The organism is Cellulosimicrobium sp. RS, assembly GCF_046159675.1.
GTDB lineage: Bacteria > Actinomycetota > Actinomycetes > Actinomycetales > Cellulomonadaceae > Cellulosimicrobium > Cellulosimicrobium funkei.
Genome location: NZ_JBJXVU010000002.1, coordinates 288,521 through 309,904, shown reverse-complemented (window position 1 = coordinate 309,904; position 21,384 = coordinate 288,521). Strand labels below are relative to the sequence as shown.

Sequence of the window (21,384 nt, the reverse complement as noted above, 5' to 3'; positions counted from 1 at the left end):
GCACTTCAACGAGACGAGGTGTCGTGCCCGATACCGCCCCACCACCCGCGTCGCACCGTCTGGAGATCGGCGACGACCACCGGCGCCTGCTGAACCAGGTGCTCGACACGTGGTCCGTCCACGTCCTCGAGACCCTCTGCGACGGCCCCGCACGGTTCAACGAGCTCCGGCGCGCGATCCCTGCCGTGACGCAGAAGTCGCTCGTGGCGACGCTGCGGCGCCTCGAGCGCCACGGCATCGTCGACCGTCGCGTGGTCCGCACCCGGCCCGTCGCGGTCGAGTACCGCATCACCCCGCTCGGCAAGTCGCTCCGCGAGCCCGTCGACGCGCTGCTCGCCTGGGTCGACGCGCACCGCCGCGAGGTCGAGGCGGCCCAGCGCCGGTTCGACGACGAGCTCGACGACGGCGAGCCGGACTACCTCGTCAGCCGCGCAGCGGGAGCGTGAGGGACGGGACGTCGCCCGGCTCGCCGCGGTCGACCACGCGGACCGGCACGCCCCAGTCCTGCTGCGCGAGGTGGCACGCGGGGAACACGTCCGGGTCGGGCTCGCCGTCGGGGCCGAGCGGGACGACGTCGCACGACGCCGCCCGGGCCGTCACGTGCAGCACGCCCTCCCCGACCGCGGGGTTGATGACCAGGTCGCGCCCGAGCTCGACGCCGACGCCCTCCCCGGACAGCAGGAGCTCGGGCGGCGTCGCGCTCACGCGCAGCTCCGTCGACGGACCGAACCGGTCGTCGAGCTTCTGCCCCGGCGCCGGGACGAACGGCACGTCGAGCCACAGCGGCCCGGCCCCGATGTCGGTGACGGGGCGCTGCGTGCGGTGCGCGCCGCCGTCGAGCACCTCGCCCGCGAGCGACGCCGGGAGCGCGACGCGCGTCAGGCGGTGCGCCGCGGACTCCACGACGAGCAGGTGGACCTGCGGCTCGCCGTCCGGCCCCTCGCCCACCTGCACGACGACGCCGCTCGGCTCCGCGAGGCCCGTCGCCAGGGTCGTGACCTCGCCGGCGAGGCGGGTTCCGAAGGTGTCGTCCCCGACGCTCCCGGCGTCACCGGCCGCGGGCGCGAACCGGCGCAGCGCGCCGTCGTAGGTGTCGGCGACGACGACGCTCCCGTCGGGCAGCGTCGCGACCCCGAGCGGGTGCTGCATCAGCGCCTGCTCGGCCGGGCCGTCGCGGTGGCCGAAGTCGAACAGCCCTTGCCCGACGGCGGTCCGCACCTCGACGCCCTCGGGCACCACGGCGACGCCACCGCCCAGCCCGGACACGCGGCGCAGCGCCGAGGTCTCGGCGTCGGCGACCCAGACGGCGCCGTCGGGTGCGACCGCCAGCCCGGACGGCTGGGCGAACCAGGCCGACGCTCCCGGCCCGTCCTCCAGACCCTCGTTCGTCGTCCCGGCCAGCAGCCCGAGCTTCCACCAGTCGAAGGCCCACAACGTGTGATGGCCCGCCATCGCCACGACGAAGCCGGCCAGCTCGTCCGACCAGGCGACGTCCCACGGCGAGGAGAGCCGCACGTCGCGCGGGTCGTAGGTGGAGCCCGGATCGAACGGTCCGAACCGGGGCGTGCCCTCGTCGTCAGGGACGACCACGTTCTCGACCCCGCCCACCATGAACTGGTCGCCCGTGCCCGCGACCGTCGTCACGTGCCCGTCGGCGAGCCGTACCCCGCGGAGCGCATGGTTCGCGGTGTCCGCCACGAGGACGTCGAACCCGTACGTCGCACGCTCGCGCTCCGGGACGAGGCACAGCCCGTTCGGCTCGGCGAACCGCGCGTCCTCGGGGCCGCCGTCGGCGAGCCCGCGCTCGCCGGACCCGATGCGCCGGACGAGGGTCTCGCCGTCGGGCAGGAGCTCGGCGAGCGCGTGGTGCCCGGCGTCCGCGACGAGGATGTTGCCACCGGGCAGCTCGATCGCCTTCGCGGGGAAGCGCAGCGTGCCCGACGACGGCTCGGGCGCCACGTACGGGCCGTCGCCCCGGTGCAGCGTGCCCTTCGCGTCGTGCTCCGCGACGAGCTCCTCGACGAGCGCGGCGATCGCGGACGCGTGCCCCTCCCCCGCCATCTGCGCGACGACGTAGCCCTCGGGGTCGACGACCACGAGCGTCGGCCAGGCGCGCGCCGCGTACGCGGACCAGGTGACGAGCTCCGGGTCGTCGAGCACGGGATGGTGGACCTCGTACCGCTCGACCGCGGCCGCGAGCGCCGCCGGGTCCGCCTCGTGCTCGAACTTCGGCGAGTGCACGCCGACGACGACCAGGACGTCTCGGTGCCGCTCCTCGAGCTCGCGCAGCTCGTCGAGGACGTGCAGGCAGTTGACGCAGCAGAAGGTCCAGAAGTCGACCAGGACGATCTTGCCGCGCAGGTCGGCGAGGGTCAGGTCGCGGCCGCCGGTGTTGAGCCAGCCGTGCCCGACGAGCTCGGACGCGCGGACACGGGGAAGTCGCTCGGTGGTCACGCGGCCATTCTCGCGCGCCGGCGCGCTGTGGACCGACGACGCCTCAGGGCCGGCGCAGGTCTCGGCGCAGCGCGTGGAGCTCCCGCGTCGCGCCGAGGCCGACCACGGCGACCAGGTCGCCCGCGACACGCAGCTCGGTGAGCAGCCCGCCGCCGTCGAGCGTGCGGTGCTCCGGGGTCGCGCCGGGCACCGCGACGCCGAACCCGGCGACCTGGGCGCCGTGCAGCACGAGGGAGAAGCCGGCGTCCGGCACGTACGGGCCGAGATCCGGGCCGCCGACGAGACGACGCAGGACGGCGCGCGCCGCGTGGGCTCCCTGCGCGACCGCGGCGTCCCAGTGGTCGGTCCGGAACCGTCGTCCGCGCCGGTCCCGGTGGACGGCGACCGCCCCGGCGGCGAACAGGCCGGGCGCGGCGGGGACGGCGAGGCGGTCGTCGACGTCGACGCCACCGCCGGTGCCGGGCGCGGCGGGCGCGGTGCCGTGCGCGACGACCGCGAGGTCGGACTCCAGGGTCGCCCCGCCCGCGAGGCGCACGGTGACGCCGCCCGGACGCTCGGTCACCGCCTCGACCCGGCGGCCGAGGTGGGCGTCGAGGTGCTCCTCGTGGCGCTGGGCGACGGCGCGCGCGACCGCGGTCCCGAGCGCCCCCGCGAGCGGGAGCCGGGAGCGGGCGACGAGGTGGACGGTCGCGCCGACCTCGGCGAGCCAGGCGGCGGTCTCGGAACCGACGAACCCGGCGCCGAGCACGGTGACCGTGCGCCGCGCGGGATCGGGGCCGAGCAGGGCACGCAGCCGCTCGGCGTCCCGTGCGGTGTGCAGGTGCACCACGCGGGGCTCCCCGCCGTCGGCGCCCGCGAGCGCCGGGACGCGGTCCACGGCCGGGCCGGGCCGAGGCACCGCGCCCGTCGCGAGGACGACGGCGGCGGCGGTGAGCTCGCGCCCGTCCGCGAGGACGACGGCCCGCCGCTGGGGGTCCAGGCCGATCGCGCGTGCCCGCACGAGCTCGACGTCGGGCGGCACCGGCAGGGCGGCCTGCTCCGCAGTGAGCAGACCCTGGAGGATCGCCTTGTCGACGAGGGTGCGCAGGTACGGCTCCCCCTCCTCGCCGTGCACGAGGACGACGCGACCGTCGAAACCTTCGCCGCGCAGCGTCGTCACGGCGGCGTGCCCGGCTGCTCCGCCGCCGACCACCACCACGTCCGGCCCGTCCACGTCGCCCATCTCTCCTCCTTGACCTCAATACCCCCTGTGGGTATATTCGCCATCCTAGCCATACCCCATGGGGGTATCAGCACGGAGGAGGAACGTCGTGAGCATCGTCGAGATCGAGTACCAGGTGACCGGGATGACGTGCGGCCACTGCGAGATGTCGGTGCGCGAGGAGGTCGGGCAGGTGCCCGGCGTTACCGCGATCGACGTGAGCGCGACCACCGGTCGGCTGATCGTCACGGCCGACCAGCCCCTCGACGACGCCGCGGTCCTCGCCGCCGTCGACGAGGCCGGCTACACCGCGGAGCGGGTGCGATGAGGGCGCCCGCCCGGATCGGGCTCTACGTCGCCGGGCTCGGGGTCGTGTTCGTGGCCTCGGCCGCGGTGGCGGGCGCCGTCGTCCCCGAGGGCGCCCTCTCGGGGAAGCCCGCCGCGCACGCGCCGGAGCAGCACGCCGCCGCGAGCGACGACCCCCCGCAGGAGACCACGAGAGGAGCGGACATGGTCGGCGGACTGTCCCTGGAGCAGGGCGGCTACACGCTCGGCGAGATCGAGGCGCCGCAGACGCCGGGCACGCCCGGCGAGCTCGCCTTCACCTTGACCGACCCCGCGGGCGAGCCGGTGACCGACTTCGCCGTCGCGCACGAGCAGCGCCTGCACCTCGTCGTCGTGCGCTCCGACGGGGCGCACTACCGCCACGCCCACCCCGAGATGGACGAGGCCGGCCGCTGGTCCGTGCCCTGGACGTGGGACGCCGCGGGCACCTACCGCGTGTACGCCGACGCCGTCCCCACCGGGGGCGACCCGCTCACCCTGAGCCGCACCGTCGAGGTCGCGGGCGAGGTCGTGCCCGTGCGGGCCGACGCCCCCACGACCACCGCCTCGGTGGACGGGTACGACGTCGCGCTCGAGGGGAGCCTCGAGGCCGGTACGGTCTCGAGGCTGGCGCTCGAGGTCACGCGGGACGGCGAGCCGGTGACGACGCTCGAGCCTTACCTCGGCGCGTTCGGCCACCTCGTCGCCCTTCGCGACGGCGACCTCGCCTACCTGCACGCCCACCCCGAGGGCGCCGAGGCAGCGCCGGGCGAGGCCTCGGGCCCGACCGTGGCGTTCGCCGTCGAGGCACCGACCGCGGGCCGGTACCTCCTGTACCTCGACTTCCAGGTCGAGGGCCAGGTGCGCACCGCGGCCTTCACCGTCGAGGCCACCGGCGCCACGTCGACCCCCGACGACTCCCCGGACGACGCCCCGGCGGGCGACGACCCCGCCCCGCACGACGACCACTGACCACCCTGCACCGGGCAGCGCGCTGCCCGGCCGGAAGGAGCACCTCATGACGGCATCGGCCGCCCCGTCGCCGGGGACGTTCGTCGAGCTCGAGATCGGGGGGATGACCTGCGCCTCGTGCGCCATGCGGATCGAGAAGAAGCTCAACCGGCTCGACGGCGTCACCGCGACCGTGAACTACGCGACCGAGAAGGCGAGGGTCACCGTCCCGGACGGCGTCGACGCCGCCACGCTCATCGCGGAGGTCGAGAAGACGGGTTACACGGCGCAGGTCCCGCGCGCCGAGGCCCCCACCGCCGACGAGGACGCGGGCACGGACACGGACGACCCCGAGCTCACCGCGCTGCGGCACCGGCTGATCGGCGCCGTCGTGCTGTCGGTCCCGGTCATCGCCATGGCGATGGTCCCCGCGCTCCAGTTCACGTACTGGCAGTGGGCGAGCCTCGTGCTCACCGCGCCCGTCGTGGTGTGGGCGGCGTGGCCGTTCCACCGGGCCGCGTGGACCAACCTGCGCCACGGTGCGGCCACCATGGACACCCTGATCTCCGTCGGGACCAGCGCCGCGTTCCTCTGGTCGCTGTACGCGCTCTTCCTCGGCACGGCCGGGGAGCCGGGCATGACGCACCCGTTCACGCTCTCGGTCGCCCGGACCGACGGCGCGGCGAACATCTACCTCGAGGTCGCCGCGGGCGTCACGACGTTCATCCTCGCGGGCCGCTACTTCGAGAAGCGGTCCAAGCGGCAGGCGGGCGCCGCGCTGCGCGCCCTGCTCGAGCTCGGCGCGAAGGACGTCGCGGTGCTGCGCGACGGCGCGGAGACCCGCATCCCGATCACCGACCTCGCCGTGGGCGACGAGTTCGTCGTGCGCCCGGGCGAGAAGATCGCGACGGACGGCACCATCGTGGCCGGCACGTCCGCCGTCGACGCCTCGATGCTCACGGGCGAGTCCGTGCCCGTCGAGGTCGGGGAGGGCGACGCCGTCACCGGGGCGACCGTGAACGCCGGCGGGCGGCTCGTCGTGCGCGCGACGCGCGTCGGCGGCGACACCCAGCTCGCGCAGATGGCGCGCCTCGTCGAGGACGCGCAGTCCGGCAAGGCGCAGGTCCAGCGCCTCGCCGACCGGGTCTCCGCGATCTTCGTCCCCATCGCCATCGCGATCGCCGTCGGCGCCCTGGGCGCGTGGCTCGGGGCGGGCGCCCCCGCCTCGGCGGCGTTCACGGCCGCCGTCGCGGTCCTCATCATCGCGTGCCCGTGCGCGCTCGGCCTGGCCACCCCGACGGCGCTGCTCGTCGGGACGGGACGCGGCGCGCAGATGGGGGTGCTCATCAAGGGACCGGAGGTCCTGGAGTCCACGCGCTCCGTGGACACCGTGGTGCTCGACAAGACCGGCACCGTGACGACGGGCGTCATGACGCTCGCCGACGTCGTCACCGGGACGGGCACGGACCGCGCGGAGCTCCTGCGCCTCGCGGGCGCGCTGGAGGACGCCTCCGAGCACCCCGTCGCCCGGGCGATCGCCCGCGGTGCGGCGCAGGAGGTGGGCCCGCTCCCCGTGCCCACGGAGTTCACCAACGTCGAGGGCAAGGGCGTGCAGGGCGTCGTGGACGGGCGAGCCGTGCTCGTCGGCAGAGAGACGCTCCTCGCCGAGTGGGCGCAGCACCTCCCGCGCGAGCTCGCCGACGCCAAGGCCCGCGCCGAGGAGCAGGGCGGCACGGCCGTCATCGTCGGCTGGGACGGGCAGGCTCGCGGCGTCCTCGTGGTGGCCGACGCGGTCAAGCCCACGAGCGCCGAGGCGATCCGCCAGCTCCGCGCCCTCGGCCTCACCCCGGTGCTCCTCACCGGGGACAACGCGACCGTCGCCCGACGGATCGCGGCCGAGGTCGGCATCGACGAGGTCATCGCGGAGGTCATGCCGAGCGACAAGGTCGACGTCGTCAGCCGGCTCCAAGGCGAGGGCAAGGTCGTCGCGATGGTCGGCGACGGCGTGAACGACGCCGCCGCCCTGGCGCAGGCAGACCTGGGCCTCGCCATGGGGACGGGCACGGACGTCGCGATCGAGGCCGCCGACATCACGCTCGTGCGCGGCGACCTCCGCTCCGCGGCCGACGCGATCCGCCTCGCGCGGCGGACGCTCGGGACGATCAAGGTGAACCTCTTCTGGGCCTTCGCCTACAACGTCGCCGCGATCCCCCTGGCGGCCCTCGGCCTGCTCAACCCGATGCTCGCCGGTGCCGCCATGGCGTTCTCGAGCGTCTTCGTGGTGGGCAACAGCCTGCGCCTGCGGTCGTCCTCCAGCCGCGCGACGGGCTGACCGCCGGAGCGGTCCCTCACACCCGGACGCGTCGAGCGGTGGAGGCTCAGGCGCGCGACGCCGTCACGTCGCCGACGACGCGCACCTCCACGTCGACGCCGTCCACGGTCTCGGGGACCGCGACGTCGTCGGACGTCACGTTCACGCGCAGCAGCCAGTCGTCGCCGACGCCGGACGTCCCGGCCCCGCGCACCGGGGCGCCGTTCAGGTCGGCGCGCGCGATGCCGACGCCGGTCACGCCGTCGAGGCCCGCGAGCTCGTCGCGCAGCGCGGCCTTGGCCTCCCGGGCTCGTTCGAGGGTCGCCACGGCAACCACCTCCCGCACCCATTGTGCGCCCGACGGCGGCCGGAAGGCAGGGACGAGCGTCCCGCCCCCGAGGGGTCGGGCGAGCAGACCCGTCCGGACGGCCCGGGCAGCGTCGCGCCGGCTCAGCCGAGCAGCGTCGCGCCCAGCCGATCGAGCACGGTCCCGATGGGGTTGCAGTACGTGAGCCCCGTGCCGTTGGCACCGCCGGTCTCCGACCCCGCGAACAGCAGCCCCAGCGCCACGCCGTCCTCGCGGTACACCAGCGACCCGGAGTCGCCGCCGCGCGAGAAGGGCCCGTCTCCCGTGGACTCGACCTCGATCTGGTCGTCGAAGCGCAGCGCACCGAGCCCGTCGCCGTACCCGACGACGACGTCGTCGAGCTCGATCGCTGTGACCCGCCCCGCGGTGACGCCCGTGGTCCGGCCCGACTTGCCCACGACCTCGCCGCCCAGCGCGACCGCCGTCGTCGTGATCCGGCCGACCGGGTACTCCGGGTCGACGTCCGGGTCGTCGAGCAGCGCGACCGCAGCGTCCACGGTCTGGGTGACCCCCGCCTCCAGCGGAACCAGCCCGGCGAGGGTGCCCACGCGGTCGTCGGGCGCGCGACCGCCGTCGGCCGGGCCGGGCTGCACGACGACGTCCCCCACCCGCGCGGCCGGCGAGCCGACGAGCACGTGCCAGTTGGACAGCGCGTAGACCGAGGCCTCGTCGGCGCCGTCGTCCGCGGGCGGCGCGACGCGCACGAACGCCCCGAGCGTCCCCGCGGTGACGTCCACGTGCGCGACGGAGACCCCGGGCCGCAGCGGCCGGACGCGGCCGGTCTCGCCGGTCGCGTACGCGGTGACGACGGGCGGGCGGACGCCCGGGCCGTCGCCGCGGGCACGCCCGGCGCCCGGCGCGGCGGCGAGCGGACGGATGCGTCCCGTGCGCCGCACGTCCACCGTGTCGCCCGCCTCGGAGGCGACCTTGCGCGCGATGCTGCGCGCGGTGGGCACCCCGAGGCGGTACCGGACCGCGATCGCGTACCCGCCGTCGTCGTGCGGGGCGAGCCCGATCGCGAGCGTGGGGGCGCGCACGGCCTCCGCGGCGTCGGGCACGTCGCGCGCCTCGATCGCCGTGTCCGACCGGCCCGGCAGGCCCGACCGCTCGGCGAGCTCGCGCGCGTAGTCCGCGAGCTGCGACTTGATCTCCCGTGCCTTCTGCTGGTCCATCGGTGCACCGTCCCCTCGCCCGGCGGACGGCTCCCGCCGCCCGCGTCCTGCCGAGCGAGTCTGGCGGCAGCCGCCCACACGCGCACCGCGGCGCGCCGCACCCGCGTCAGGCGCGCAGGAGCTGCTCCACCCGGACGGACCGGCGGCGCGCGACGACGAGCGTCGTCACCGCGACGGACACGAGGCCCCACAGGACCAGGGCCACGGCGTCGCCCGCTCCCCCGGCCGCGCCGGGGTCGACGATCGACGTGAGCAGGCGGAGCGCCGAGCCCACCGGCAGGACGTCGCGCAGGCTCGTGAGCGCGGCCGGGACGGTCGCGACGATGCCGGTCGCGACGAGCAGCACCGCGACGAGCAGGCCGATCGCGCGCCCCACGTTCCCGAGGAGCGCGGCGAGCGCCTGGTTGAGCGCGACGAACACGACCGACGCGAGCGCCCCGGACGCGAGCAGACCGATCCAGCCGCCCACGCTCGCCCCCTCGACCGCGGCGAGCACGCCGCCGACCACGAGACCGGTCGCCGCGGCGATCCCGGCCGGGAGCGCGAGCGCCGCGAGCGCGAGCCGGCCGGGGCCGCGCGTCGACCCGAGGAGTCGCGCCGGGACCGGCGGGAACGCGACGAAGATCGCGAGCGCGCCCAGCCACAGCGCGAGCACCGCGAACAGCGGGCCGGTCGAGCCGGTCCCGAGGTCGTCGACGCCGGGCGCGGCCACGGGGTCGGCCACGACGCTCGCGAGGTTCTCGCGCTCCGCGTCGGTGTACGAGGGGATCTGCCCGGTCGCCTCGCCGAGACCGTCGGCGAGGTCGGACGTGCCGCCCGCGAGCTGCCCGACGCCGCCCGCGAGGTCGCCCGCGCCCGTCGCCAGCTCCTCGGTGCCGGTGGCGAGCTGGTCCGCGCCGGTCCCGAGGGCGCCGACGCCGTCGGCGAGCCGGTCGGCGCCGCTGCCGAGCGCCCCGACCCCGGCGGCCAGGCCGTCGGCCCCGGTGGACAGCTGGCCCGCGCCGCCGGAGAGCTGCGCCGCGCCGTCCGCGACCTGGTCCGCCCCGGGCGCGAGCTGCCCGAGCCCGGTGGAGAGCGCGGCCGCGCCCTGGGCCACGCCGGCGGCCCCGGTCGACGCCTGCGCCGCGCCCGCGGCGAGATCGTCGGCGCCCGTGGCGAGCCGGTCGACGCCCGCCGCGAGCGCGTACAGGCCGGTCGGGGCGCCACCCTGGCCCGACGGCGAGCCCGCCAGGGCCGCGTTCCCCGCGGCGACGCCCGCCGCGCCCGCGGCGAGCGGGCGCAGCGCGGCGAGCTGCTGGTCGAGCGCCTGGCACGTCGGGCTCGCCGGGTCCTGCGCGCACCCGGCAGCGACCTTCTGCTGCTCCAGACCGGCGACGACCTGGGCGAGGCCGCCCGCCACGTCGCGCGAGCCCGTCGCGAGCGCGGTCGCGGTCTCCGGGAGCGACCGGCCCGTCGACGTGCCGTCGGGCAGCCGCACGTCCGCGATCGAGGCGTCGAGCGCGCCGAGCCCGCTCGCGAGGTCCGACGCCCCGGTGGACAGCTCCCCCACGCCGCCCGCGAGGCTCTGCGCCCCGGAGGCGAGCTGCCCCGCGCCCGCGGCGCTCTGCCCGACGCCGTCCGCCACCTGCCGCGACCCCGCGGCGAGGCCCTGGGCGCCGCTCGCGACGCCCTGCGCGCCCGACGCGAGCTGGTCCGCGCCGCTGCCGAGCTCCCCGACCCCGGCGGCCAGGCCGTCCGCGCCCGTGCCGAGCTCGCCGACGCCGGACGCGAGCGCGCTCGCCCCGGTGGCGACCTCGCCCGCGCCCGACGCGAGCTGCGTCGCCCCGTCGCTCGCCTGGGCGGCGCCGTCGGCGAGCTGGTCCGCGCCGTCGGCCGCCTCGCCGAGCTGGTCGTGGAGCGTCGTGAAGCCGGTGAGGACGCCGTCCACGTAGTTCTCGGTGAGCGTCGTGCCGAGCACCGACGTCGCGGTCGTGGTGACGATGCGCGCGAGCGCCTCGTCGACGACCCGCCCGCCCGGCGTCGTCTCGACGGACAGCGTGGCCTGCGTCGCGGCCGACGGGTCGCCGCCGAACGACGTGGCCGCCGCGGAGAAGTTCTCCGGGATCGTCACGACGGCCGCGTACGTGCCGTCGGCGAGCCCGGCCGCGGCGTCGTCCGCGTCGGTGATGACCCAGTCGTAGTTCGTCGTCCCCGGGTCGGGCTGCACGGCGACCGCGCCGGTGTCGGTCGAGGCGGCGCCGCCGCTGACGAGCCCGGCGGTGAGCTGACGGCCGAGCGGGACGGTCTGGCCGTCCACCTCGACCGGCTCGTCGAGGTTCACGACCGCGGCCTTGACCGTGTCCAGCCGTTCCTGCGGGTTCCACAGCGCCCACAGGAGCAGGCCGAGGACGGCGAGGGGCAGCGCGACCGCGGCGGCCACGGTCCACGCGCGCCGGGCGTCGACGCGGCGGGGACGCGCGCCGCCGGTCCGTGCGTCCGGCGCGGTCGGGTCGGCGGTCGGGTCGGTCGGGACCGGCTCGGGCGGGAAGACGCTCATGCGGGCACCTCCTCGGTGCGCGGGCCGACGACGGGCGCGGCGGGGACGGTGCGGTCGGGGTCGTGCGGGTCGTGCAGGTCGAGCACGGGCGTGCCGGGCGGGGCGAGGTCCGTCGGTGCCGGGCCGACGGCGCCGAGCACCACCGCCGTGCCGCGCCCCGCCGCGTCGGCGAGCACCTCGGCCAGCGCGGCCCGCTCGGCGGGCGACGTGACGGCGTCGGTCCCGACGACGGCGAGGAGCCGGGGCCGCTCGCGCAGGACCTCGGCGACGCTCGCCGCCGCCGGCACGCGGTGCGCCGCGGGCGCCGGGGCGTCGCCGGGGAGCGCGGCGACGTCCGCCGCGAGGTCCACGAGCGCGACGCGCCGCCGCACGGTCAGCGCACGCTCCGGCAGCACGAGGCCCGTGACCTTGAGCGCCCCGCTCGTCGGGCGCAGGCGCCCCGCGAGCGCGAGCACGACCCCGGACACCGCCGCGGGCGACTCCCCGTGCACGACGAGCGACCCGCCGTCGGGCACCCGGACCGTGACCGGCTCGGCCAGCGGGCCGCGCGCGCCGGCGACCACGAGGTCGTGCGCGACGACCGCGTCCGTGCTGCCCGGCTCCGGCCAGTCCGCGAGCGCGAGCTCCTTCGACAGCCCCTCGCCCTCGACGTCGAACGACGGCAGCACCCGGTCGAGCCAGCGCGGCATCCACCACGCCTTGTCGCCGAGCAGCGCGAGCACGGCCGGGACGAGCGTCATGCGCACGACGAACGCGTCGACGAGGACGCCCACCGCGAGGCCGAGCGCGATGGGCTTGAGGCTCATGTCGCCCTCGGGCACGAACGCCACGAACACGGCGAACATGATGACCGCGGCCGCGGTGACGACCTTCGCCGACGCCTGGAACCCCGTGAAGATCGACCGTCGGGCCTGGCCCGAGTGCACGTAGTCCTCGCGGATGCGCGCCACGAGGAACACCTCGTAGTCCATCGCGAGGCCGAACAGCACGCCCATGAGGACGATCGGCATGAACGAGATGACCGGCCCGAGCCGTGTCACGTGCAGCGCGTCCGCGAGGAACCCGTGCTCGAACACGAGCGTCACGACGCCGAACGCCGCGCCGACCGAGAACAGGTAGCCGAGCGTCGCCTTGATCGGCACCGCGACCGACCGGAACACCATCGTCAGCAGCACGAGCGACAGGCCGACGACGACGAACGCGAACGGCAGCAGCGCCGCCCCGAGCTTCGCCGAGACGTCGATCCCCACCGCCGTGAAGCCCGTGACCGCGAGGTCGACGCCGTACTCGGCGAGGAAGTGGTCGTGCTGCGCGCGGATCTCCGTGACGAGGTCCTTCGTCTCCTCCGAGTCCGGCGCGCCGGTCGGGACGACCTGCACGATGCCCGTGTCCGCCGTCAGGTTCGGCGTCGCGAGCGGCACGTCCGCCACGCCCGGGAGGTCCGCGATCTCGTCGCCCAGGTCGTTCATGAGACCGACGGGGTCCGTCGACGTGACGATCGTGCCCGTGACGATGAGCGGCCCGTTGAAGCCCGGGCCGAAGTGCTCCGACACCAGGTCGTACGTGACGCGCGCCTGGTTGTCCTCGGGCAGCGTCCCCGCGTCGGGCAGCGCGAGCTGCAGGTCGCGCGCCGGCAGCGTGAGCAGCACGATCGCGGCGACGACGAGCCCGATGGTCAGCAGCGGGATCCGCGTGACGGCGCGCACCCATCCCGCGAAGAACCGGTTGCGGTGCTCTGTGGTCGTCGTCGAGCTCACGGCGTCCGTGGTCGGGTCCGCGGCGGCTGCGCCCGAGGTGCTCGGGCTACCATCCGCATCGCTCGTTCCTCGCGATGCTCCCGCCAGGCCCGCCACGCCCTTCGCATCCTCGGGCGCAGCCGCCGCTCGTCCGGTCCGTCGCCCGGGCGACCCGGTCGCCCCGGCCGGCCCTCCGCCGTCCGCTCCCGCGGCCGCACGGCGTCGCCCACGCCCGCGACGGCGCGGCGCCTTGGGGCGGAGCCGCTCGCCCGCGAACCCCAGCATGGCGGGCAGCAGCGTGATCGAGACGAGGACGGCGAGCCCGACCCCGACGGCGGCGGCGACGCCCATGACGGTGAGGAACGGGATGCCGGCGACGCCGAGGCCGACGAGCGCGATCATGACGGTGAGGCCCGCGAAGATGACGGCCGAGCCGGCGGTGGCGACGGCCCGCGCCGTGGCCTCCTCGACGCTGAGGCCGGTCGCGAGCTCGTCGCGCTGCCGCGACACGATGAACAGCGCGTAGTCGATGCCGACGGCGAGGCCGAGCATGACGGCGAGCATCGGGGTCGTGGAGTTGATCTGCGCGACGGCGGTCGCGGCGAACAGGAGCCCCATGCTCACGCCGACCCCGACGACGGCGTTGAGGAGCGGCAGACCGGCGGCGACGAACGAGCCGAACGTGAGCACGAGCACGACGAGCGCGACGAGGAGGCCGAGCGCCTCGGTGACGGTGAGGGTCGGGAACTCGGTGCTGAAGAGCTGCCCGCCGAGCGCGGCCTGCGCGCCGTCGGGCAGGGCCGCGGCGAGGTCGTCGACGACGTCGCCGAGCGCGTCCTTCGTGGCGTCGGTGACCTCGCTCTGGCCCTCGTCGAGCTGGACGGTCATGAGGGTCGCGACGTCGTCGTCGCTGACCGACGCGGGCATGGTGTCGTCGTAGGGGGAGGTGACGGCGGCGACGCCGTCGATGTCGCCGAGCGCGGTGACGGCGTCCTCCACGGGGCCGCGGACGGCGTCGTCCTCGATGGTCGACCCGTCGGGAGCGACGACGACGACCTGCGCGGACGCCCCGCTGACCTGCGGGAACGTGGCGGCGAGACGGTCGAGCGCCGCCTGGGACTCGGTGCCGGGGATGGTCACCTCGTCGTCGAGGCCCTGGCCGACGAGCCCGGCGAGCCCTCCGGCCAGCACGAGGATGCCGATCCAGGCCACGAGGACGAGCCGGCGCGCCCCGACCGCCCAACGGCCGAGCGAGTACAGCGCTGAGGACACGAGCGGCCTCCCGGGGAGAGTGCAGACGGATTCGAGGATACGCCGCTGTATCCGATGCGCGAACGTATCGGATACACTCGTGCATCGCAAGGCCGCCCGGTTCGGGCGGCGCCGTCCGACAGTGGGAGCATGTCCGGCGTGACGACGGACCTCGACCCGACCCGAGTCGACCGCGCGGAGAGCGACGCGCCGCTCTCGCGGCGCCGCGAGCGCACGCGCGAGCGCCTGCTCGACGCCGCCTACGGCCTCTTCGCCGAGCACGGCATCAACGGCACCTCGATCGAGGCGGTGTGCGAGGCCGCGGGCTTCACCCGCGGCGCGTTCTACTCGAACTTCGAGTCGAAGGAGTCGCTGTTCCTCGCCCTCACGGAGCGCGAGATCCGGACGCGCATGCGCAACCTCGAGGCCGCCGTCGAGCACCTGCCCGACGACCCGGTCCGGGACGGCGTCATCGCGCCCGACACCATCGCCGCGATCGTCGCGGCCGTCATGGCCGACCCGCGCGACGAGCGCCGCTGGTGCCTCATGAGCGCGGAGCTCGAGCTGCTCGCGCTGCGCGACCCGCAGGTCGCGGCGCGGTTCGCCGACCAGGAGGAGTCGTTCCGCACCGAGCTCGCGGACATCCTCACGCGCGTCCTCACGGAGGTCGGCATGCGGTTCGCGATCGACCCGGCCGCCGCGACGCGCGTGCTCATCAGCGCGTACACGAGCGCGGCGCGCGACGCGTTCCTCAGCCCCGCGGGCGACGACGCCGTGCAGCGCGCGCAGACCGCGGACTGGCTCCCGGCGCTCGTCGGACGGCTCGTCGAGCCGCTGCCCGCCGCGGGCTGACCCGCTTCCCTGGGTGTGGGTGGCGCGCGTCACACTGGCGGCATGACACTCACCTTCAGCGGCGCCGTGGTCGACTGCGCCGACCCCGCCGTCGTGGCGGACTTCTGGCAGGCCGCGCTCGGGTGGACGGGGCGCGAGACCGGGCCGCACGGCGAGGCCGTGCTCTTCCCGCGCGACGGCGAGACGATCCTCGGGCCACCGAGCCTCGTCTTCCAGCGCGTCCCCGAGGGCAAGACGGTGAAGAACCGCCTCCACCTCGACTTCTCGTCGTCGACCCAGGCCGCCGACGTCGCACGGCTCGAAGAGCTCGGCGCGCGCCGCGTCGACGTCGGGCAGGGCGAGCACGAGACGTTCGTCGTCCTGGCGGACGTCGAGGGCAACGAGTTCTGCGTCCTGCGCGGCGACTGACCCCGGGTCACGCGGGGTCGGGGCGGTACACCGCGGCCGAGCCCGGGGGCGGCTCCCCCACGTCCGCGACGGGGCGCGGGTCGTACGCCTCCGCGGTGAGGTCCGCCCGCTCGACGCGCGAGAGCCGGAACCAGCGGATCGCCTCGCGCGTGCGGCACCAGGCGACGAGGTACCAGCGGCCGTCGGTGTGCGCGAGCAGCACGGGCTCGACGCGACGCGTCGACGTCGCCCCGCGCCCGTCCCGGTAGCGGATCGCCAGCACGCGCCCGCCCGCGATCGACTGCTCGACCGCGCGCAGCACCCCGAGGTGGGTCCGCGCACGCCCGACGACGTCGCCCCGGCCCGGCGGGGTCGTGTCGCCGTACGGCTCTCCCGGGTGGACGGCGTCGGCCGGGACGGCGGGCGGGCCTGCTGCGGGCGGGACGACGTCGGGCGGGCTCGCGGGCGGGACGGCGTCGGGCGGGCTCTCGGGCGGGACGGCGTCGGGCCGGTCCGGGTCCGGCGCGGCGTGACGGACCCACACGCGCGCGGCGAGCGCCTCGGCCCGTGCGCGGTCGCCCGCGCCGAGCGCGTCCCACACCTTGCCGCGGGCGGCGAGGGCGTCGACCGCGAACGGGCTCCCGGGCGGGAGCGTCGCGAGCGCGACGGCCACGGCGACGGCCTGGCCGGGCGTGAAGTTCACCGGCGGGAGCGACGCGCTCGGGTCGAGCAGGTACCCGCCCCCGGGCCCCGCCTGCGCCCAGATCGTGAGCCCGGCCTGCTGGAGCGCGGCGACGTCGCGCTTGATCGTCCGCTCGCTCACCTCGAGCGCCGCGGCGAGGCGCGGCCCCGTCGTGCCCGTCCGGCCCGCGCGGCGCAGCTCCTCCGCGAGCGCGTAGAGGCGCTCCGTCCTGTTCACCCCAGAATGGTGACAGACAGGTGACAGACAGGTGTCACCGACACCCTGCGAGGGTGGCTGCATGAGCACCCACGGAACACCCGAACAGCCCGTCCACGTCGTCCTCGTCCCCGGCTTCTGGCTGGGCGCGTGGGCCTGGGACGACGTCGTCCCCCACCTCGAGGCCGCCGGCCTCGTCCCGCACCCGGTGACCTTGCCGGGCCTGGAGCCCGGCGCGACCGCGGCCGACCGCGCGCACGTCACGCGCGCGGACCACGTCGCCGCGGTCACGCGCCTCATCGAAGAGCTCGACGGCCGCGTCGTGCTCGTCGGGCACAGCGGCGGCGGGCCGGTCGTGCAGGAGGCCCTCGACCGGGACCCCACGCGCATCGAGCGCGTCGTCTACGTCGACACGGGCCCGCTCGTCGACGGCGCGGCGCTGTCGCCGGAGCTTCCGGCCGATGCCGCAGAGGTCCCGCTCCCGACGTGGGAGGAGCTCGCCGAGGCCGGGTCGAGCGTCGACGGGCTGGACGAGGCCGCGCTGGCGCGTTTCCGCGAGCGGGCGGTGCCCACCCCGGGACCCGTCGCGCGGGGGGCCGTGCGGGTGTCGGACCCGCGGCGCCTGCGGGTGCCCGCGACCGCCGTCTGCTCGTCGATCCCGTCCGCCGTCCTCGCCGAGATGGCGCACCCGGGGCCGCCCCTGCACACCGAGCTGGGCGAGGTCGAGGACGTCACCTACGTCGACCTCCCGACCGGCCACTGGCCGATGCTCTCGCGCCCCCGGGACCTCGCGGCCGTGATCGTCGACGCCCTCTCCTGACCTCCGGGTGAGACATCGTGCGCGTTCCGGAAAAAAAGTCCCCGAAGTCGCGTCACAGACGGAGACTTCTGCCGTCTCCTCGTGTGGACGGCCGACCGGCCGCCGCAGAACGACGGACGACGAGACGGACCATGCACGACACCCTGCCCTCCGCCCCCTCGCGCACCGAGGTGCGCACCGCCCTGCTCTGGGCGCTCGAGAACGACCGCGACGCGCTCCTCGAGCACCGCGAGACGACCCAGCACTGCCTGTGGGCGGCCGCGCGCGGCGCCGCCGACCGGCGCCTCGTGCGGCGCTGGCGCGCGGCGGCCGCAGGGCTCCCGTCGACCGTCGCCTGACGGCGGTCTGACGGCGGTCTGACGGCGGTCTGACGGCGACCGTCGGCCGTCGGACGGCGACCGTCGGCCGTCGGACGGCGACCGTCGGCCGTCGGACGGCGACCGTCGGACGGCGGACGGCGACCGTCGGACGGCGGACAAGCCCTGCGGGCCGCCGCCCGCGGGCGGCGGTCCGGTCAGCCGAGCGTCGTCGGCAGCGCGGCGTCGCCCTCGCCCGGGGCGGCCCCCAGCACGTGCTCCGCGAGGAAGGCCAGGACCACCTGGTACCAGACCTTCGCGTGCTGCGGCTGGAGGATCCAGTGGTTCTCGTCCGGGTAGAAAAGGAACCGGTGCACCGTGTCGCCGTCCGGGCCGGCGGGCAGCCCGGACGACTCGAGCAGCTCGTACCAGAGCCGCAGGCCCTCGCCGATCGGCACGCGATAGTCCTTGTCGCCGTGGATGACGAGCATCGGCGTCACGATGTCCTGGACGAACCGGTGCGGGCTGTTCTCCAGCGCCATCTCGTCCGTCATCTCGCGCGCCCAGTAGTACGCGTGGTCGGTCGTCGGGCCGAACTGGTCCAGCGCCCACAGGCTCGCGTGCGTGACGATCGCGCGGAAGCGGTCCGTGTGGCCCGCGACCCAGTTCGCCATGTACCCGCCGAAGGACCCGCCCATCGCGGCCGTCCGGGTCGCGTCGATCTCCGGGCGCGCCTCCACGGCGTCCGTGATCGCGAGCAGGTCCGTGTACGGGGCCTTGCCCCACGCGCCCCACCCGCGCTGCACGAAGTCCTGCCCGTACCCGGTCGACAGCGCCGGGTCCGGCAGCAGCACCGCGTAGCCCTGCGCGACCATCAGCCACGGGTTCCAGCGCCAGCTCCACGCGTTCCACGACCCGAGCGGGCCGCCGTGGATCCACAGCAGCAGCGGTGCCGGGTCCTCCGCGGACGCACCGTGCGGCAGCGCGAGCCAGCCCCGCACGCGCACGTCGTCCCCCGCCGCCGTCTCGACGTCGACGAGCGTGCCCGGCAGGTCGGGCGTCGCGACCGGGCCGCGCAGCGGCGTCGCGGGCACCGGCGTGCGGCCGCCCGGCGTGCCGGAGTCGAGGAACGCCCCGAGGTCGACGCGCACCGGGTGCGCGGGCTCCAGGTAGCTCGTCCGCAGCGCGTAGAGCGTCCGGCCGTCGGGCGCGACCTGCACGTCCGTGAACGTCGCGTCGTCGCTCGTCACGCGCTCGGCCGTGCCGTGCTCGGCCGCACCGTTGCCCGCGGGTTCGAAGGGGACGAGGAAGACCGGGCCGCGGCCGTCGTCGTCCGCGGTGACGAGCAGGCCCGAGCCGTCGGGCAGCCAGCGCAGCGACGTCGGCCAGCGGTCCCAGTGCGGCACGAGCGTGCGCGGCGACGCGTGGTTCTCGGCGCGCGTCGTCGCCGAGTCGTCGTGGCCCTCCGCGGTCCCGGCGGGCCCGTCCGGCGCGTGCAGCGGCACGACGGCAAGACTCTCCTCCGGTGCCTGGTGCGGCGTCGAGATCGTCTCGCGCACGAACGCGACCCACGCGCCGTCGGGCGAGATCCGGGGCGAGTGCGCCTCCGCGCGCGGCTCGTCGACGAGCGTGCGGCGCGCGCCCGTCGCCGTGTCGATCGCGACGAGCGTGCTGCGCACCTGCGGGCCGGGACCCGGCACCTGCCACGTCGTGACGAGCGTCGTGCCGTCGGCGGACAGGTCTGCCGAGTGCTCGTGCAGCGCGCGCCCCGGCGCCGTGCCGTCGTGCCCGACGCCGCGGCTCACGTCGCGCAGGTCGAGCAGCCGCGCGTCATGCTCGGCGGCGGCATGCTCCCCTGCGGTGCCCCGCGTCGCTGCGGCGTGCGGCGCGGTGCTGGCCGAGCCCGCCGGCGCGTCGGTCGGGGCGGTCGGGGCGGCCGGGGCCGGAGCCAGGAGGGGCTGCGCGGGCGCGTCGACCAGCGTCGTGAGGTCACCGACGAACCGGTGCGCCTCGTCGGGACCGCGGTCGTGGTCCCACTGCCGCACCGGGTAGGCGCGGTGCAGGATCGCCGCGACCTTCGCGTCCTTGCGCGCCGACCGGAGCTCGGCGTCGTGCGCGAGGTCGCGCGCGCTCGGCAGCACCGACGCCGCGACCGACACGACCGGCGCGTCCGTCGCCGCGAGCGGCCCGCTCACGCCCGCGGGCGCCGTGGCGACCACGCGCGCCTCCCCGCCCGACGCCGGCAGCAGCCACAGCGCCGACGTCGCGTCGTCGTCGGCGCCACCGTCCGGGTCGGGCCGCGCCGACGTGAACAGCACGTCGCCCGCGCCGGTGAACGTCGCGCTCGACTCGCCCTTCGTGCTGCGCGTCAGCCGACGCGCGGGCGCCTCGCCCGCCGGGTCGACCTCCCACAGCGCCGCCCGGTACCCGGTGCGCTGCGGGTCGAGCGTCTGGACGGTCGTGACGAGGCGCGTCCCGTCGGGCGAGAGCGCGAGGCCCCCGACGCGCGGGATCGCGAGATATCGGTCGAGATCGTGGAACGGTCCCACGGTCGGGTCGGGTGTACCGGGCGTGCCAGCCAGATTGCTCACCCGTACGTCCTATCACGCCCCTCCCCCGGAAACGGCTCCCGCCGAACACGGGATCAGAGACCGGAATCCGCCGATTCGGGTCTTCAACCCCGTGCTCGACCGTCGCCTTTCCCGTGTTCGGGCCTCTGTCACGCGGGGAGGGCGCCGCGATGGCCGAGGAAGGCTCGTACCGCGGGGCCGACGCCGCCCGGCACGTCACGACCCGTGAACCGGAGCAGCTCGATCGTGCCCGAGGCGGCGAGACGGTTCTGGCGCGTGCGATCGGCGTACACGGCCTGAGGGTCGGAGTGCACGTCCGCTCCGTCCATCTCCGCCACCAGCCACCGCCCGCCACCGAGGCGCCAACCCATGTCTCCCCGCGCGACGACGCGACCGTCCGCGTTGAGGACCGGCAGCTGGAGGACGTCGGGCGGCACGCCCGCATCCACGCAGTCGAGCCGCCCGAAGGACTCCAACGGCGACTCCGCGCGGCCGTCCGCCATTCCCCAGAGCGCGTGCGTGGCGGCGACGCCACGGCGCCCTTGTGCCAGGTCGTGCGCCCTCGCGAGCCCGTCGGGGTCGGTCGACCGCCGGTGCAGCGCGGAGTCCAGGACGGCCAGCGCGTGCGCGCGAGGCAGCTCGGGCACCGCCTGGGCGAGGGCGCGTTCGACGGTCGCGACGGCTCGCCCACCGATCTGGACGGTCGTCATCCCGTCGTCGAACTGCCGCAGGCGGATGCCGTCGCGCATGGTGCGGTCGCTCGCACGGGGCAGGGCGACCTCCGGGGCGACCCCGACGGGGATCCCCTGGACGCCGTGCAGCACGAGCGCCGTCGTCCCGACGGCGATGGCCTCCGGGCCGAAGGCGAGCAGGCCCGCCCACGCCGATCTTCGCCGCCTATCGTCCCAGTCCAGGCGCTGACCGCCCGGCGGCCGGAGGTCGTAGACACCCCGCGTGACGCGCGCCCAGGCACCCGAGTCGACGCGACGACGAGCGACGCGCGAGGAGACCCCCAAGGCGAGCAGCTGGTCGATCGACACGAGCCCGGCCTGCGCAGCGACGAGCCGGTCCAGCTCCGATGAGAACGCCATGGCCGGCATGGCACCACGACGCCCTCGTCCACTGCGGCACGAGCCTTCGCCCCCTGTGGACACCCGGCCCGGCACCGACCCTGTGCACAACAAGAGTCGCCCCCCATCACCGCCCCGCGAGCACGCGATCAGCGACCGAAATCACGGATTCTCGGTCGACGACCCCG

At 76.1% G+C, this 21,384-nt stretch carries 17 protein-coding genes; 8 read left to right on the top strand and 9 right to left on the bottom strand.

Features of this window, described 5'->3' with window-relative positions:
- Nucleotides 1-23 precede the first annotated feature (23 nt).
- The gene (locus ACI769_RS04555; RefSeq protein ID WP_051028499.1) at nt 24-446 is read left to right on the top strand and encodes a helix-turn-helix domain-containing protein; all 423 of its coding nucleotides are present in this window, start codon (nt 24-26) and stop codon (nt 444-446) included.
- On the opposite strand, the gene ACI769_RS04550 is transcribed toward ACI769_RS04555, so the two are convergent.
- Nucleotides 424-2,454 (bottom strand): NHL domain-containing thioredoxin family protein, encoded by a 2,031-nt coding sequence (locus ACI769_RS04550; RefSeq protein WP_085388561.1) that lies wholly within the window; start codon nt 2,452-2,454, stop codon nt 424-426. The two genes, ACI769_RS04555 and ACI769_RS04550, sit on opposite strands and share 23 nt — an antisense overlap.
- Before the next feature lie 43 nt (nt 2,455-2,497).
- The gene (locus tag ACI769_RS04545; RefSeq protein WP_085386729.1) at nt 2,498-3,676 is read right to left on the bottom strand and encodes an FAD-dependent oxidoreductase; all 1,179 of its coding nucleotides are present in this window, start codon (nt 3,674-3,676) and stop codon (nt 2,498-2,500) included.
- Nucleotides 3,677-3,800: 124 nt separating this feature from the next.
- Between ACI769_RS04545 and ACI769_RS04540 the strand changes: the two genes are divergently transcribed.
- The 3 genes from ACI769_RS04540 to ACI769_RS04530 are packed head-to-tail and all read left to right on the top strand — an operon-like array spanning nt 3,801 to nt 7,262.
- The gene (locus ACI769_RS04540) at nt 3,801-3,983 is read left to right on the top strand and encodes a heavy-metal-associated domain-containing protein (RefSeq protein ID WP_369824959.1); all 183 of its coding nucleotides are present in this window, start codon (nt 3,801-3,803) and stop codon (nt 3,981-3,983) included.
- Nucleotides 3,980-4,951, top strand: a complete 972-nt coding sequence (locus ACI769_RS04535; protein ID WP_085386731.1) for a heavy metal-binding domain-containing protein — start codon at nt 3,980-3,982, stop codon at nt 4,949-4,951. Before ACI769_RS04540 ends, ACI769_RS04535 begins: the two co-directional genes overlap by 4 nt.
- A 46-nt stretch (nt 4,952-4,997) precedes the next feature.
- Nucleotides 4,998-7,262 carry a cation-translocating P-type ATPase gene (locus ACI769_RS04530; protein ID WP_085386732.1) on the top strand — a complete coding sequence of 755 codons (2,265 nt, stop codon included), beginning with the start codon at nt 4,998-5,000 and terminating at the stop codon, nt 7,260-7,262.
- A 46-nt stretch (nt 7,263-7,308) separates the two neighbouring features.
- Here ACI769_RS04530 and ACI769_RS04525 read toward each other — a convergent pair whose 3' ends face one another.
- The 4 genes from ACI769_RS04525 to ACI769_RS04510 form a co-directional block, all read right to left on the bottom strand.
- The gene (locus ACI769_RS04525) at nt 7,309-7,569 is read right to left on the bottom strand and encodes a hypothetical protein (RefSeq protein ID WP_085386733.1); all 261 of its coding nucleotides are present in this window, start codon (nt 7,567-7,569) and stop codon (nt 7,309-7,311) included.
- A 122-nt stretch (nt 7,570-7,691) separates the two neighbouring features.
- A complete protein-coding gene (locus ACI769_RS04520; protein WP_085386734.1) occupies nt 7,692-8,780 on the bottom strand; it encodes a hypothetical protein in 1,089 nt (362 codons plus the stop codon).
- A gap of 106 nt (nt 8,781-8,886) precedes the next feature.
- Entirely contained in the window at nt 8,887-11,316 is a 2,430-nt protein-coding gene (locus ACI769_RS04515) for a YhgE/Pip domain-containing protein (protein ID WP_085386735.1), read from the bottom strand.
- The gene (locus ACI769_RS04510) at nt 11,313-14,324 is read right to left on the bottom strand and encodes an MMPL family transporter (protein WP_085386736.1); all 3,012 of its coding nucleotides are present in this window, start codon (nt 14,322-14,324) and stop codon (nt 11,313-11,315) included. The genes ACI769_RS04515 and ACI769_RS04510 overlap by 4 nt, the downstream gene beginning before the upstream one ends.
- Nucleotides 14,325-14,453: 129 nt before the next feature.
- Here ACI769_RS04510 and ACI769_RS04505 point away from each other — a divergent pair, with 129 nt between their 5' ends.
- The gene (locus ACI769_RS04505; protein WP_157446519.1) at nt 14,454-15,155 is read left to right on the top strand and encodes a TetR/AcrR family transcriptional regulator; all 702 of its coding nucleotides are present in this window, start codon (nt 14,454-14,456) and stop codon (nt 15,153-15,155) included.
- 42 nt (nt 15,156-15,197) lie between these two features.
- A complete protein-coding gene (locus ACI769_RS04500; protein ID WP_085386738.1) occupies nt 15,198-15,563 on the top strand; it encodes a VOC family protein in 366 nt (121 codons plus the stop codon).
- Nucleotides 15,564-15,570: 7 nt separating this feature from the next.
- Here the strand turns inward: ACI769_RS04500 and ACI769_RS04495 are convergent, their stop codons facing one another.
- Entirely contained in the window at nt 15,571-16,461 is an 891-nt protein-coding gene (locus ACI769_RS04495; RefSeq protein WP_157446520.1) for a YafY family protein, read from the bottom strand.
- Between the two features lie 61 nt (nt 16,462-16,522).
- On the opposite strand from ACI769_RS04495, the gene ACI769_RS04490 reads away from it, so the two are divergent.
- Both ACI769_RS04490 and ACI769_RS04485 read left to right on the top strand, forming a co-directional pair.
- Nucleotides 16,523-17,260 (top strand): alpha/beta fold hydrolase, encoded by a 738-nt coding sequence (locus tag ACI769_RS04490; RefSeq protein WP_085386739.1) that lies wholly within the window; start codon nt 16,523-16,525, stop codon nt 17,258-17,260.
- A gap of 131 nt (nt 17,261-17,391) precedes the next feature.
- The gene (locus ACI769_RS04485) at nt 17,392-17,598 is read left to right on the top strand and encodes a hypothetical protein (protein ID WP_061267027.1); all 207 of its coding nucleotides are present in this window, start codon (nt 17,392-17,394) and stop codon (nt 17,596-17,598) included.
- Nucleotides 17,599-17,774: 176 nt separating this feature from the next.
- Here ACI769_RS04485 and ACI769_RS04480 read toward each other — a convergent pair whose 3' ends face one another.
- Nucleotides 17,775-20,138 carry a prolyl oligopeptidase family serine peptidase gene (locus ACI769_RS04480; RefSeq protein WP_085388563.1) on the bottom strand — a complete coding sequence of 788 codons (2,364 nt, stop codon included), beginning with the start codon at nt 20,136-20,138 and terminating at the stop codon, nt 17,775-17,777.
- A gap of 137 nt (nt 20,139-20,275) precedes the next feature.
- Nucleotides 20,276-21,217, bottom strand: a complete 942-nt coding sequence (locus ACI769_RS04475) for a type IV toxin-antitoxin system AbiEi family antitoxin domain-containing protein (protein WP_198163118.1) — start codon at nt 21,215-21,217, stop codon at nt 20,276-20,278.
- Nucleotides 21,218-21,384: the final 167 nt, after the last annotated feature.